This is a genomic window from Micromonospora sp. NPDC085948 (assembly GCF_040686315.1).
Taxonomy (GTDB): domain Bacteria; phylum Actinomycetota; class Actinomycetes; order Mycobacteriales; family Micromonosporaceae; genus Micromonospora.
The window spans coordinates 207,748-221,665 of the sequence record NZ_JBFBJW010000003.1 but is presented as its reverse complement, the minus strand read 5'-3'; the positions used below and the strand labels follow the sequence as shown (position 1 = coordinate 221,665).

Sequence of the window (13,918 nt, the reverse complement as noted above, 5' to 3'; positions counted from 1 at the left end):
CCTGCCACGGGAGCCGTACGCTAACAAGACGGACGTACGGTTTGGGAGGCAGTGATGTGGGACCCGACGACCTACCTGCGCTACGGCGACGAGCGATCCCGGCCGTTCCACGACCTGGTCGCGCGGATCCCGGCCGACCGGCCCCGGACGATCGTCGACCTCGGCTGCGGCCCCGGCCAGCTCACCGCCACCCTCGCCGAACGCTGGCCGGCGAGCCGGGTACGCGGCCTGGACTCCTCGCCCGAGATGATCGACCGAGCCGCCGCCCTCGGCGCCCCCGTCGACTTCGCCGTCGCCGACCTGCGCGACTGGCGGCCCACCGGTGACGAGGACGTGGTGGTCAGCAACGCGGCGCTCCAGTGGGTGCCCGGCCACCAGGAGCTGCTGCGTCGCTGGGCCACCGAGCTGCCCGCCGGCGCGTGGCTCGCCATGCAGGTCCCCGGCAACTTCACCGCCGCCTCCCACCGGGCGTTGCGCCAGGTCGCCGACGGGCCGGCCTGGCGGGCCGAGATCGCCCCGCTGCTGCGCGCCGACCCGGTCGACGACCCGGCCGACTACGCGGCACTGCTGACCGCCGCCGGGTGCGCGGTGGACGCCTGGGAGACTACCTACGTGCACCTGCTGCCCGCCCGGCCCGCCGCCGACCACCCGGTGCTGGCCTGGATGGAAGGCACCGCGCTGCGTCCGGTCCGGGCCGCGCTGGACGCCGCCGGCTGGTCGGCCTTCCGGGCCGAGCTGGGGGTACGCCTCGCCGCCGCCTACCCGGTCCGGCAGGGTCAGGTGTACTTCCCGTTCCGCCGCGTCTTCGTCGTCGCCCGCACCGGCGACCGTGCAGAGGAGAGTCCGTGACCGACCCGTCCGCCTTCATCGCCGGCCTGCCCAAGGTGGAGCTGCACGTGCACCACGTCGGCTCCGCCTCGCCCCGGATCGTCGCCGAGCTGGCCGCCCGCCACGAGGGACGCACCCCCGTGCCGGCCGACCCGGAGGCGCTCGCCGACTACTTCAAGTTCCGCGACTTCGCGCACTTCATCGAGGTCTACCTGAGCGTCGTGGACCTCATCCGGGACCCGGAGGACGTCTGGATCCTCACCCACGAGGTGGCCCGGGAGCTGGCCCGCCAACAGGTCCGCTACGCGGAGCTGACGATCACCCCGTACTCGCACGTGCGGCGGGGCATCCCCGCGCCGGCGTTCTGCGAGGCGATCGAGGACGCCCGCAAGCGCGCGACGGCCGACTTCGGCATCGAGCTGCGCTGGTGCTTCGACATCCCGGGCGAGGCGGGCCTGCCCGCGGCCGAGGAGACGCTGCGCATCGCCCTTCAGGAGCGCCCGGACGGGCTGGTCAGCTTCGGTCTGGGTGGCCCGGAGATCGGGGTACCCCGGCCGCAGTTCCGGCCCTACTTCGACCAGGCCCGCGCCGCCGGGCTGCGTTCGGTGCCGCACGCGGGGGAGACCACCGGCCCGCAGACCGTCTGGGACGCGCTGCACGAGCTGGGCGCCGAGCGGATCGGGCACGGCATCTCCGCCGCGCAGGACCCGGAGCTGCTCGCGTACCTGGCCGAGCGGCAGATCGGCATGGAGATCTGTCCGACGTCGAACGTCCGGACCCGCGCGGTGGCCACCCTCGACGAGCACCCCCTGCCAAAGCTGGTCGAGGCGGGGCTGCTGGTCACCATCAACTCCGACGACCCGCCGATGTTCGGCACCACCCTGAACGACGAGTACGCGGTGGCGGCCCGCCTGCTCGGGGTCGGCCCCGAGGGGCTGGCCGGACTGGCCCGCAACGCGGTGACCGCGTCCTTCCTCGACCCCGACGGCAAGCAGCGGATCACGGCCGAGATCGACGCGTACCTCGCCGCCGGCTGAGCGAGGGGGCGGGTCGGGAGGAGCGGGGCGCGCGGCGGGAGCGTGGGTGTGGGGGGACCTGAGACTCCCGCCGCGCGCGCGGCTTCACCGGTCGTGGGTGCACGGAGGCGCGCTACGACCGGTGAAACTGGTGGGTTCGTGTACTGATCCTGTCAGCTGGTGGCCGGTCCAGCCCGGTCGTTAACCGCGATCTAAGGAAGACTTGCGACGGCCCACAACCCGGTCAGTCGTCGGTGGGACGCTGACGCGGCCAGCGCCGTCCCGCACCCTTGGTGTCCCGGGCGTCGCGGGCCATCCGTCCGACCAGACCGAAGCGGCTGACCTGCCGCGGCGTCGCCTCCGGATCGGCGAGGAGCATCACCACGCTGGCCCCGCCCAGCCGGGCCCGGTCGATGCTCACCGACCCGTTGGCCTGCAACGCCACCCGCTTGGCGATGTCCAGGCCGAGCCCGGTCGAGCCCTGGTCACTGGTGCCCCGTCGCAGCGCCCGGTCCGGGTTGGCGATGCCGGGGCCGGCGTCGTCGATCCGGATCGCCACGTAACCGTCGCGCCGCGACACGGCCACCTCGAACGCCGTGCCCTGCGGGGTGTACCGGAAGACGTTGCCGATCACCGCGTCCAGCGCGGCGGCCAACTCGGCCCGGGGCACCGGCGCGGGGATGCGCAGTTGCGCGCCGTTCACCCGGTGTGGTCGGTTCTGGTCGCCAGCGAGGGCCGCCCAGAACACCATCCGGTCCCGGACCACCTCGCTGACGTCACACATCGCCGGCCCGGCCTCGTGCGCCACCGACTTGCGGGTCGTCTTGATCAGCACGTCGATCTCACCCTCCAGGGTGACGATCGCCTGCCGGATCCGCCGGATGCCGCGCAGCCGGTCCAGCTCCGCCGGGCTGAACGACCCCACGCTCGTGTCGTCGGACTCCAACGCCTCCGCGTCCAGGCGCAGCACGGTCAACGGGGTACGCAGACGATGCGACAGATCAGCCACCAGCTCCCGCTCGTCGGTGCGGGCCGCGTCCAGCCGGTCGGCCATCCGGTTGAAGGCGTACCCGGCCTCGGCCAGCTCGCGCGGACCGGTCGGCTCGACGCGCACCCCCAGGTCGCCGTCGCCGATGGACAGCGCGGCCCGGACCAGACCTCGGGTCGAGTCCACCGCGCGGGCGGCGACCCGGTCGACCACCAGCACCGCCGCGCCGGCCATCGCCGCGCCGACCGCGAACAGCAGCAGCCAGGTGCCACCGGCACCCTCGCCCAGCGTCGACTCCGGAAGGAACACCTCGACCACGGCCGTGCGGTCACCGAGAACGACCGGGTCGAGCCGGATCACGCCCCCGTCCACGTCGACGACCCGCGACCGTCGGTCGGCCCGGGCCCGGTCCAGGTCGCCGCCGGTGGCTCGACCGGCCGACTCGTCCAGACCCAGACCGTGCACCACGGGCCGGGTCGGCGCGCCCTCGGCGCTCGCCACCACGGCCCGCTCGACGACCGCCGGGTCGGTGCTCACCGCCAGCGCGCCGGTGACCAACGCGCTGCGTCGGGCCGCGTCGGCGATCGCCTCGTCCCGGCTCTGCTCCCGCAGGCTGAGCCCGAGCGGGATCAGGAACGCGAGCGCGACGAGACTGCACATGCTGGCCGTGAGCAGGGCCAGCGCCGTCCTCAGTCCGGTGCCACCAGCCGGAATCCGACCCCCCGCACGGTGCGCAGGTAGCGCGGCTTCGCCGCGGACTCGCCCATCTTTCTGCGGAGCCAGTACAGGTGAACGTCGATGGTCTGATCCTCGCCGACCGATGGCTGCCGCCATACCTCCTCCAAGAGTTCCCGGCGGGACACTACCCGCCCAGGTCGTGCGGCGAGATACGCCAACAGGTCGAATTCCTTGCGGGTCAGCGCCAGCGGCTCCCCGTCGAGTTGGGCGCTGCGCTCGCCCACGTCCACCCGCAGCCCGCCGACGCTGTGCACCGCGGGCTGCACCGTCCGGCTGGCCCGTCCGGCCCGCCGCAGCACGGTGGTGATCCGCGCGTCCAGGTGCGCCCCGGTGAACGGCTTGACCATGTAGTCGTCGGCACCGGCACGCAGCAGTTTGACCACCGACTGCTCGTCGTCGCGGGCGGTCGCGATGATGATCGGGACGTCGGTGATGCCGCGCAGCATCCGCAGCGCGTCCGAGCCGTCCAGATCGGGCAGGCCGAGGTCGAGCACCACCAGGTCGGGTGTCTCCGCGGCGACCCGACGCAGAGCGTCCAACGCCGTGCCCACGGCGTGCACGGCGTGCCCCCGGTCGGTGAGGGACCGCAGCATCGCGCCGCGTACGACGTGATCGTCTTCGACCAGGAGCACGGAGGCCACGACAAGACCGTACTTGGCCTGGCAAGTTGATCGCATTGCGGCGTGCCCGGCGAGCGGGCAAGCTGGTACGACGATGTCGTTCACCCTGTTCGTCGATGCCCGTCTGGCGCTCGCCCGGGACAGCCTCGCCGGTCTCTCGACCGGCGACGCGCTCGGCGCGCAGTACTTCGCGCCGGGGGCGGCGCCCTCGGACATCACCGCGGACGCGCTGCCGCCGGCCCCCTGGGAGTGGACCGACGACACCGAGATGGCCTGCTCGGTCCTCGCCGAGCTGGACCACTCCGGTGGCGTCGACCGCGACCGACTGGCCCTGTCCTTCGCCGAGCGGTGTGCTCCACGCCGGGGCTACGGGGTTGGCGCGATGGCGATCCTGGAGCTGATCCGCACCGGCACCCCCTGGCCACTGGCCGCCGCGTCCGCCTTCGACGGCCAGGGCTCCTGCGGCAACGGCGCGGCGATGCGCGTCGGTCCGCTGGGCGCGTACTTCGCCGACTCCACCGCTCGTGCCGCGGCGCAGGCCCGCGCCTCGGCCGAGGTGACCCACGCGCACCCCGAGGGCATCGCCGGCGCCGTCGCGGTGGCCGTGGCCGCCGCGCTGGCCGCCCGGGGCCGCCTCGACGGGCACCGGCCGGCACCGGACCGCCTGCTCGCCGGGATCGCCGCCGCGCTGGACCCGGGCACCGAGGTGCACCGGAGCGTGAGCCGGGCGGCTGGGCTGCTCGGCCGACCGGCGGAACGGGTGGTGGCGGAACTCGGCAACGGCTCCCGGGTGACGGCGCAGGACACCGTCGGATTCACCCTCTGGGTCGCCGCGACCCACCTCGACGACTACCCGACGGCGATCCGGACGTGTGTCCGGGCCGGCGGTGACATGGACACCACGGCCGCCATCGTCGGAGCGATCGTGGCCGCGTACACGGGTGTCGGCACCCCGGGCGGGGTGCCCGAGTCGTGGCTGGCCGCCCGCGAGCCGCTACCTACCTGGCTTCCCTGACAAAGGGGGTCGCTCCGCGCCTGGTGGGCGGCCTGCGCCTGGTGGGCGGCCTGCGCCTGGTGGGCGGCCTGCGCCTGCGGGTTGGCCTGCCGCCCTGCGGGCTGGCCTGCGTCGGCGCGGGCTGCCCTGGCCACGATCAACTCGGCTTCCTGCAACTCGGTGCTTCCGCGCGGCGTGGATGGCACGGTTTCCGGAAAGCCGAGTGGATCACCGCTAAATCGGGCTGTCCGTGCGGCCTGGATGCCGCGGTTTTCGGTAACCGGAGTGGATCACCGCGCCGCTGCGGGCACAGCGGCCTGGGGATCGGCGGGCTGGGGACCAGCGGGCTGGAGATCGCCGGGCTGGGGGTCGGTGGGCGCGGCGATGTCGTTCGCGCGGCCGGTGACCTCGGTGGGCGCGGCGATGTTGTCCGCGCGGTCGGTGATCTCGGCGGGTGCGGCGGTCTCGTTCGTGCGGCCGGTGATCTCGGCCAGGGTCGCGGCCTCGTCGGGCTTCGCGGCCTCGTCGGGCTTCGCGGCCTCGTCCGGGTCGCCGGTCACCTCGGCGAGCGCCGTGGCCTCGTCCGGGTCGCGTCGGCGCCACCGGCTGACCAGCCAACCGATCGCCGCGCCGCCACCCAGCCCGGCCAGCAGACCGGCGGCCAACATCCCGTCGGCGCTGCCCTCGTCGGCACCGCCCGACCGGGCCGGCGGCGCGGCGTCGGCACCGTTGTCCGCGGCAGCCGGACCGCCCGCCGCCGGACCGCCGTGCCCGCCGTGTGCGGCCGGACCCGCCGCGCCGGGCGCCGCCGGCAGCAGGGTGAGCGCCGGCGCCCGGTGCGGGCCGGCGGCGTCCGCCCACCGGACCACCGTGCCGTCGGCGTACGTCTGGACGACCTCGAAGGTGAGCCGCTCCGCCTGCGGCATCGGCCCCATCGACAGCGCCAGCCGGGCCGGGCCGGGCCCGCTCTCGCCCACCCGGACCCAGGTCACCGCCGTGGTCACCGTGCTCACTCCGGAGGAGTGGATGCCGGCCACCGGCTTGTCCAGGGTGCGGGAGCTGATCCGGGGCGCCCAACCGTTCACCGACATGGGGTAGACCTCGGCGATCGGCGCGTCGGCCGGCAACCGGACCTCGATCTGGTTGGTCTTCGTGCCGGCCCGCTCCTCGGGGACGGTGAACTCCAGGCGTACGGCGTCGCCCTGTCGGGCCTCGCTCGGAGTGGTCGTCACGTCCACCGCGCGTGCCGCGCCGGGCCAGAGCAGCAGCCCGGCGGCGGTCACCGCGGTCACCGCCGCGATCCGCCGCCGACGTCCACCACCGTGCGTGCTCGCCATCTCGTGTCCCCATCCCTGTCGACGCGACCGGCACCGGTTTCCGGCCACACCTTCTAGTTCGGCTCCGGGGCGCGAAAGGTTCAACGCCGGCGGTAAGGAAGGTGCCGTTCCCGGTCGGGGGCGGGCCGACCGATAGCATCGGCAGGAGCCGAGGATCGGCACCGTTTCGTACCACTTGGAGGAGTCACCGTGTCCGCACCCCGTACCCCCGCCGTGGCCGACCCCGTCGTCGTCGCCGCCGGGACCACGGCGGCCGACGCGGTGGCCGCGGCCGGACTGCCCGCGAACGGCCCCAAGGCGATCGTCGTGGTCCGCGACCCGCAGGGTCAGCTCCGCGACCTGGACTGGGCGCCGGCCGAGGAGACCGTCGTCGAGCCGGTCAGCCTGGACTCGCCCGACGGGCTGAACGTGCTGCGCCACTCCACCGCGCACGTGCTCGCCCAGGCCGTGCAGGACATCTTCCCCGAGGCCAAGCTGGGCATCGGCCCGCCCATCGAGAACGGCTTCTACTACGACTTCGACGTCGACAAGCCGTTCCAGCCCGATGACCTCAGCAAGCTCGAGAAGCGCATGCAGGAGATCATCAAGTCCGGGCAGCGGTTCCGTCGCCGCCGCTTCGGCAGCCTGGACGAGGCGCGCTCCGAGCTGGCCGACGAGCCGTTCAAGCTGGAGCTGATCGAGGTCAAGGGCGAGGGCCTGGACACCGACGAGGTGATGGAGGTGGGCGGCGGCGAGCTGACCATCTACGACAACCTCGACGCCAAGGAGGACAAGGTCTGCTGGTCGGACCTGTGCCGGGGCCCGCACCTGCCGACCACCCGCCTGATCGGCGCGTTCAAGCTGATGCGCTCGGCCGCCGCGTACTGGCGGGGGTCGGAGAAGAACCCCCAACTACAGCGGGTGTACGGCACGGCGTGGCCGACCCGCGACGAGCTCAAGGCGTACCTGAAGCTGTTGGAGGAGGCCGCCCGGCGCGACCACCGCAAGCTCGGCGCGGACCTCGACCTGTTCAGCTTCCCCGACGAGATCGGCTCCGGCCTGGCGGTCTTCCACCCCAAGGGCGGCATCATCCGCCGCGAGATGGAGCACTACTCGCGCCAGCGGCACGAGGCGGCGGGGTACGAGTTCGTCAACACCCCACACATCACCAAGGCGCAGCTGTTCCAGACGTCCGGTCACCTGCCGTACTACGCGGACACCATGTTCCCGCCCATGCAGCTGGAGGGCGCGGACTACTACCTCAAGGCGATGAACTGCCCGATGCACAACCTGATCTTCAGGTCGCGCGGGCGGTCGTACCGGGAGTTGCCGCTGCGGATGTTCGAGTTCGGCACGGTCTACCGGTACGAGAAGTCCGGCGTCGTGCACGGCCTCACCCGGGTCCGCGGTCTGACCCAGGACGACTCGCACATCTACTGCACCCGCGAGCAGATGGCCGGGGAGCTGTCCGCGCTGCTCAGCTTCGTGCTGGACCTGCTGCGCGACTACGGCCTGGACGACTTCTACCTGGAGCTGTCAACCCGCGACGACTCGCCCAAGTTCATCGGGGCCGAGGAGGACTGGGCGGAGGCGACCGAGGCGCTGCGGACCGCCGCCGCGACCTCCGGCCTGGACCTGGTGCCCGACCCGGGCGGCGCGGCGTTCTACGGGCCGAAGATCTCCGTGCAGGCCCGCGACGCGATCGGCCGGACGTGGCAGATGTCGACCATCCAGGTCGACTTCAACCAGCCGGAGCGGTTCGGGTTGGAGTACCAGGCCGCCGACGGCACCCGCCAGCGGCCCGTGATGATCCACCGGGCGCTGTTCGGGTCGATCGAGCGGTTCTTCGGGGTGCTCACCGAGCACTACGCGGGCGCGTTCCCGGCCTGGCTGGCCCCGGTGCAGGTGGTCGGCATCCCGATCCGCGAGGACCACACCGACTACCTGCACGGCTTCGTCGCGGCGCTGCGCGCCGAGGGCATCCGGGCGCAGGTGGACGCGGGCGACGACCGGATGCAGAAGAAGATCCGTACGGCGCAGCAGCAGAAGATCCCGTTCATGGTGATCGCCGGCGACGACGACGTGGCCGCCGGCACGGTCTCCTTCCGTTACCGCGACGGCTCCCAGCGCAACGGGGTGCCGGTCGCCGAGGCGGTGACCCACATCCTGGACGTGGTCAGCTCGCGGACGAACATCGGCCCGTCCGCCGCCGCCGCCGAGTAACGGAACCGCCGCGGCCCGCGTCCCGCTCGCGGCCCGCCCGCGTCCCGCATGATCGCGCTCGATCCGGGATGTAGTGGCCTCCTCGCCGAGGGAGGCCACTACATCCACGTTCGAGCGCGATCTTCCCCGGGACGTAGCGCCCGGACGCGGCGTGGGTGTCAGATACCGCAGGTCGGTGCGGACCAGCCGCCGACGGCCGCTACGTGGGTGTGGTCGTTGTGGTCCGGGTAGCCGGGGCCGAGGATCTGCCCGAAGCCGTGGTAGCGGGCCTGCTGGGCCAGTCGGCAGAGCGACGGTGACCCGACGAGGTCCACCGCGTCTCCGTACAGGTGCCGGCTGTTGGACGCCCCGCCGACCGCGCTGTTGCAGGCGTAGCTGCGGAAGCTGCTGCTGATCGAGATGGCCACGCCGCCGAGGGCGTGCCGCAGGGCTTGGAGCTTCCACATCGAGACGAGCGCGTTGGCTCGCGCGGTGCTCGCCGCGACCGCACCGCCGGACCAGTCGCTGTTGCACCTGTTCAGCTCGGGATAGCTGAAGTTGGCGGGTGTGCAGTCGTCGTCCTGGAGGGCGTAGAGCCGGTTGAACGTCTGTGGGCCGGCGATGCCGTCCGCGGGCAGCCCGTACGCCTGCTGGAAGCGGATCACCGCCGACCGGGTGGCCGGGCCGAACGCGCCGTCGATGGTGAGCACCGCACCGTAGCCGGGGTAGCCGGCGACCCGGATCTGGAGTTGCCGGACGTCGTCGCCGGACGCCCCCTGGGACAGGGTGCGACCCCAGGTGTAACAGCCGTCCGCCTGTGCGGCGCCGGCGGTGAGGGTGATGCCGGCCACTGTGGTGGCGGCGGTCAGGGCGAGTGCCGCGAGGAGCCGGCCGAGCCGTCGGATCATGGGTGACCCTCCATCGATACATGCACGGGTCTGGATGTATGGAATCTTCAGGGCTTGGCATTGATCCGTCAAGAATGTGCAGCACCCGGGTTTCCCGGCGACGGGTGTCGCGGTCCGACGGGACGGCTCCGTAGGATCGGCTCGTGACAGGGGCGGAACGGCACACGGACATCGACGGCATGGCGGACGGTCTGGATCGGCTCTGGACGCCGCACCGGATGACCTACATCTCCGGCGAGGACCGCCCGGCCGAGGGCTACGAGAAGCCCACCGGCTGCCCCTTCTGCCGGGCACCCAAGCTGCCGCCGGAGGACAGCCTGGTGGTGGCCCGTGGTGAGCACGTGTTCGTGGTGCTCAACCTCTATCCGTACAATCCAGGGCACCTGCTGGTCTGCCCCTACCGGCACGTCGCCGACTACACCGACCTGGACCTGCCGGAGACCACCGAGCTGGCGTCGTACACCCAGACCGCCATGCGGGTGATCCGCAAGGTGAGCAACGCGCACGGCTTCAACCTGGGCATGAACCAGGGCGGGGTGGCCGGCGCCGGCATCGCCGCGCACCTGCACCAGCACGTGGTGCCGCGCTGGGGCGGCGACGCCAACTTCATGCCGGTGATCGGCCGTACCAAGGTCCTGCCGCAACTGCTCGGCGACACCCGCGACCTCCTCGCCCGCGCCTGGCCGTCCTGACCGCCGGCCGCGCGACGGCCGGGCACGCGGCCGTCCGCCCCGGGCGCGGTCAGTCGCCGCGCCGATCATGCCGCACCCGGACCGTCTCCGTGGGCCCGCGTATCCGCCCGCGGATCTGCTCGTCCCGACCAGGTGAAGGTGGCACGATCGGCCGATGGCAGTCACGACGCGGACGTTGGGACGCAGCGGCATCGAGGTCAGCGCCCTCGGCATGGGGTGCTGGGCGATCGGCGGCCCCTGGGCGGAGGGCACGCAACCGCTGGGCTGGGGCGCGGTCGACGACGACGAGTCCGTGCGGGCGGTCCGCCGGGCGCTCGAGGAGGGCATCACCCTCTTCGACACCGCCGACACGTACGGCGCCGGGCACGGCGAGCGGGTCCTCGGCCGCGCGCTCGCGGGCCGCCGGGACGAGGCGGTGATCGCCACCAAGTGGGGTTACACCTTCGACGAGGCGAGCCGGCAGGCCACCGGGGAGGACGCGTCGCCGACGTACCTGCGCCGGGCCGTGACGGACTCGCTGCGGCGGTTGGGCACCGACCGGATCGACCTCTACCAGTTGCACCTGGCCGACCTGTCGGTGCCGCGGGCGCAGGCGCTGGTCGGCACCTGCGAGGACCTGGTCGCCGAGGGCCTGATCCGGGCATACGGGTGGAGCACCGACCGGGTCGACCGGGCCACCGCCTTCGGTCACGGCGCCGCCGGTGCCACCGCCGTGCAGCACACCCTGTCGGTGCTGCGGGACGCCCCCGAGTTGCTCGCGGTCTGCGACAAGTACGACCTGGCCAGCGTCAACCGGGGACCGCTGGGGATGGGCCTGCTCACCGGCAAGTACTCGGCCGGGTCGGTGCTGCCCCGCGACGACGTACGCGGGTTGACCCCCGGGTGGTTGGAGTGGTTCCGCGGTGGCCGGCCCGCACCGGAGTGGCTGCGCCGGGTCGGGGCGGTCCGCGCGGCGCTCACCGCCGATGGGCGCACCCTCGCCCAGGGGGCGCTGGGCTGGATCTGGGCGCGCAGCGGCCGCACCATCCCGATCCCCGGCTGCCGTACGGTCGCCCAGGTCGAGGAGAACGCCGCCGCGCTGCACCGGGGTCCGTTGCCGGCGGACCAGTTCGTCGAGGTGGAGCGCCAGTTGGCGGCCCTGCGCACCGCCGCCCTGCTGGACGCCGACCGCCCCCACCGGCCCCCTCCCGCGCACCCCACCGTCCACCCCTGAGGCGGGGCGAGGGTCAGGGGGTGTGTTCCTTGCGGATCTGGTCGGCCAGGTGGGCGGGCATGGGGTCGTGGCGGACGTACTGACGGCGGAAGGTGCCGGTGCCAGCCGTCAGGGAGCGCAACTCGACGGCGTAGCGCAGCAACTCGGTGGCCGGCACCTCGGCGCGCACGAGGGTGCGGCCCTCGGTGTCCGGGTCCGGTTCGGTGCCGAGCACCCGACCGCGCCGGCTGGACAGGTCGCCCAGCACCGCGCCCACCGAGCCGTCCGGCACCCGGATGGTGACCTCGTCGATCGGCTCCAGTAGCGCGGGCTGACCACGGTCGGCGGCGTCCCGCAGGGCCAGCGCGCCGGCGGTCTGGAAGGCCGCGTCGGAGGAGTCGACGCTGTGCGCCTTGCCGTCGACCAGGGTCACCCGCAGGTCCACCACCGGGTGGCCGGCGACCAGGCCGCGCTCCAGTTGGGCGCGGACGCCCTTCTCCACCGACGGGATGTAGTTGTGCGGCACCGCGCCGCCGACGACCCGGTCGACGAACTCGACGCCGCTGCCCGGGGGCAGGGGCTCGACCTCGATGTCGCAGACCGCGTACTGGCCGTGCCCACCGGACTGCTTGACGTGCCGGCCGTGCCCCGTCGCGGGCACGGTGAGCGTCTCGCGCAGCGACACCGTGACCGGCTCGGTGTCCAGCTCGACACCGCCGGCGCGCAGCCGGTCGAGCACCACGTCGGCGTGGGCCTCGCCCATGCACCAGAGCACCAGCTGGTGGGTCTCCGGGTTGCGCTCCAGCCGCAGCGTGGGGTCGCCGGCGACCAGGCGGGCGAGGTTGCGGGCCAGGGCGTCCTCGTCGGCGCGGCGGTGGGCGACGACCGCCACCGGCAGCAGCGGCTCCGGCATCTCCCAGGGGGCGATCAGCAGCGGTTCGTCCCGGGCGGAGATGGTGTCGCCGGTCTCGGCGCTGCCCGACTTGGTGATCGCGCAGATGTCGCCGGCCACGCAGAGCGGCACCTCCCGCAGGGTGGCGCCCAGCGGGGTGAAGATGTGCCCGACCCGCTCGTCGGCGTCGTGGTCGGGGTGCCCGCGTTCGGCCATGCCGTGACCGGACACGTGCATGGTCTGGTCGGGGCGCAGCGTGCCGGAGAAGACCCGGACCAGCGAGACCCGGCCGACGTGGCGGTCGATGGTGGTCTTGACGACCTCCGCGACGAGCGGCCCGGCCGGGTCGCAGGTCAGCGGCGGACGCGGCGAGCCGTCGACGCCGGTCACCGCCGGCAACTCGTGCTCCAACGGCGACGGGAACGCGGCGGTGAGCACCTCCAGCAGCACGTCCAGCCCCACCCCGGTCTCGGCGCAGACCGGTACCACCGGGTAGAAGTGCCCCCGCGCGACGGCCTTCTCCAGGTCGTCGATGAGCACCTCGGTGCTGATCTCCTCGCCGTCGAGGTAGCGGTCCATGAGGGTCTCGTCCTCGCTCTCGGCGATGATCCCCTCGATCAGCTCGTCGCGGGACTCGTCGATGGCCCGCTGGTGCTCCGGGTCTGGGTCGCGGACGTCGGCGGGCAGTCCGGCGGAGTAGTCGAATACCCGGCGGGTGATCAGGCCGAGCAGACCCTCGGTGGACACGCCGTCGTCGCCGAGCATCGGCAGGTAGAGGGGCATCACGTTGTCGCCGAAGAGGCGCTGGCAGAGCGCCACCGTCTCGTCGACGTCGGCGCGGGGCTGGTCCAGTCGGGAGACCGCGACCGCGCGGGGCAGGTCGACCGCCGCGCACTCCTCCCACAGCGCGACGGTGGCCGCGTCCATGCCGCCCGCCGCGGAGACGACGAAGAGGGCGGCGTCGGCGGCCCGCAGCCCGGCGCGCAGTTCGCCCACGAAGTCGGCGTACCCGGGGGTGTCCAGCAGGTTGACCTTGATGCCGTTGTGCAGCAGCGGCGCGCAGGACAGGCTGACCGACCGCTGTTGGCGGACCGCGGCGGGGTCGTGGTCGCCGACCGTCGTGCCGTCGACCACGGCGCCGGCCCGGCCGATCGTGCCGGTGGCCGCGAGCAGGGCCTCGACAAGCGTCGTCTTGCCCGCGCCGGAATGCCCGACGAGCACCACGTTGCGAACCCGCGCGGGCTCGGTCACCACCGGCGCGCCGCCGGTGGAACCCTTCTCATGCTTCTGCGCCATGGGGCGCACCTCCCTCAGCCGGTGGTGGGTGGCGACCGCCGCGCGACGGTAAGCGGCCCGGGGCGAGTGCGCGGCAGTATCCTCCGGTGGTCTCGTGCACAGCGGGAACGGGACGGGTGGGCGGGTGAGCTGGCTCACCCTCCGCCTCGATCTCACACCCGTTGCCGGGTAGGCACAAGCCTCTCCCGGGCGGGTCGGAGGGGCGGCCGTATCGGCGGACCTGGGCGGACCGTTAT

At 73.3% G+C, this 13,918-nt stretch carries 11 protein-coding genes; 6 read left to right on the top strand and 5 right to left on the bottom strand.

What is annotated here, in order from left to right; translation table 11 throughout:
* The first annotated feature begins 54 nt into the window (after positions 1 to 54).
* Both AB0O48_RS10630 and AB0O48_RS10625 read left to right on the top strand, forming a co-directional pair.
* Entirely contained in the window at positions 55 to 849 is a 795-nt protein-coding gene (locus AB0O48_RS10630; protein WP_357569896.1) for a trans-aconitate 2-methyltransferase, read from the top strand.
* Entirely contained in the window at positions 846 to 1,865 is a 1,020-nt protein-coding gene (locus AB0O48_RS10625) for an adenosine deaminase (RefSeq protein ID WP_357569895.1), read from the top strand. The genes AB0O48_RS10630 and AB0O48_RS10625 overlap by 4 nt, the downstream gene beginning before the upstream one ends.
* 223 nt (positions 1,866 to 2,088) lie before the next feature.
* Here the strand turns inward: AB0O48_RS10625 and AB0O48_RS10620 are convergent, their stop codons facing one another.
* A complete protein-coding gene (locus AB0O48_RS10620) occupies positions 2,089 to 3,492 on the bottom strand; it encodes a HAMP domain-containing sensor histidine kinase (RefSeq protein ID WP_357245390.1) in 1,404 nt (467 codons plus the stop codon).
* Positions 3,493 to 3,521: 29 nt separating this feature from the next.
* Positions 3,522 to 4,211 carry a response regulator transcription factor gene (locus AB0O48_RS10615; RefSeq protein ID WP_030489108.1) on the bottom strand — a complete coding sequence of 230 codons (690 nt, stop codon included), beginning with the start codon at positions 4,209 to 4,211 and terminating at the stop codon, positions 3,522 to 3,524.
* 73 nt (positions 4,212 to 4,284) lie between these two features.
* Here AB0O48_RS10615 and AB0O48_RS10610 point away from each other — a divergent pair, with 73 nt between their 5' ends.
* Positions 4,285 to 5,205, top strand: a complete 921-nt coding sequence (locus AB0O48_RS10610) for an ADP-ribosylglycohydrolase family protein (protein WP_365064678.1) — start codon at positions 4,285 to 4,287, stop codon at positions 5,203 to 5,205.
* A 269-nt stretch (positions 5,206 to 5,474) separates the two neighbouring features.
* On the opposite strand, the gene AB0O48_RS10605 is transcribed toward AB0O48_RS10610, so the two are convergent.
* On the bottom strand, positions 5,475 to 6,521 hold the full coding sequence (locus AB0O48_RS10605) for a DUF1775 domain-containing protein (protein ID WP_365064675.1): 1,047 nt from the start codon (positions 6,519 to 6,521) through the stop codon (positions 5,475 to 5,477).
* Positions 6,522 to 6,710: 189 nt separating this feature from the next.
* Here AB0O48_RS10605 and thrS point away from each other — a divergent pair, with 189 nt between their 5' ends.
* On the top strand, positions 6,711 to 8,723 hold the full coding sequence (gene thrS / locus AB0O48_RS10600) for a threonine--tRNA ligase (protein ID WP_357245384.1): 2,013 nt from the start codon (positions 6,711 to 6,713) through the stop codon (positions 8,721 to 8,723).
* Positions 8,724 to 8,881: 158 nt separating this feature from the next.
* Here thrS and AB0O48_RS10595 read toward each other — a convergent pair whose 3' ends face one another.
* Positions 8,882 to 9,610 carry a D-Ala-D-Ala carboxypeptidase family metallohydrolase gene (locus AB0O48_RS10595; RefSeq protein WP_357245382.1) on the bottom strand — a complete coding sequence of 243 codons (729 nt, stop codon included), beginning with the start codon at positions 9,608 to 9,610 and terminating at the stop codon, positions 8,882 to 8,884.
* Positions 9,611 to 9,789: 179 nt separating this feature from the next.
* On the opposite strand from AB0O48_RS10595, the gene AB0O48_RS10590 reads away from it, so the two are divergent.
* Together AB0O48_RS10590 and AB0O48_RS10585 are read left to right on the top strand one after the other, a co-directional pair.
* A complete protein-coding gene (locus AB0O48_RS10590) occupies positions 9,790 to 10,302 on the top strand; it encodes an HIT domain-containing protein (protein ID WP_357570243.1) in 513 nt (170 codons plus the stop codon).
* A gap of 154 nt (positions 10,303 to 10,456) precedes the next feature.
* Positions 10,457 to 11,515, top strand: a complete 1,059-nt coding sequence (locus tag AB0O48_RS10585; protein WP_357245380.1) for an aldo/keto reductase — start codon at positions 10,457 to 10,459, stop codon at positions 11,513 to 11,515.
* Between the two features lie 13 nt (positions 11,516 to 11,528).
* On the opposite strand, the gene AB0O48_RS10580 is transcribed toward AB0O48_RS10585, so the two are convergent.
* Entirely contained in the window at positions 11,529 to 13,682 is a 2,154-nt protein-coding gene (locus tag AB0O48_RS10580; protein WP_357569893.1) for an elongation factor G-like protein EF-G2, read from the bottom strand.
* Positions 13,683 to 13,918: the final 236 nt, after the last annotated feature.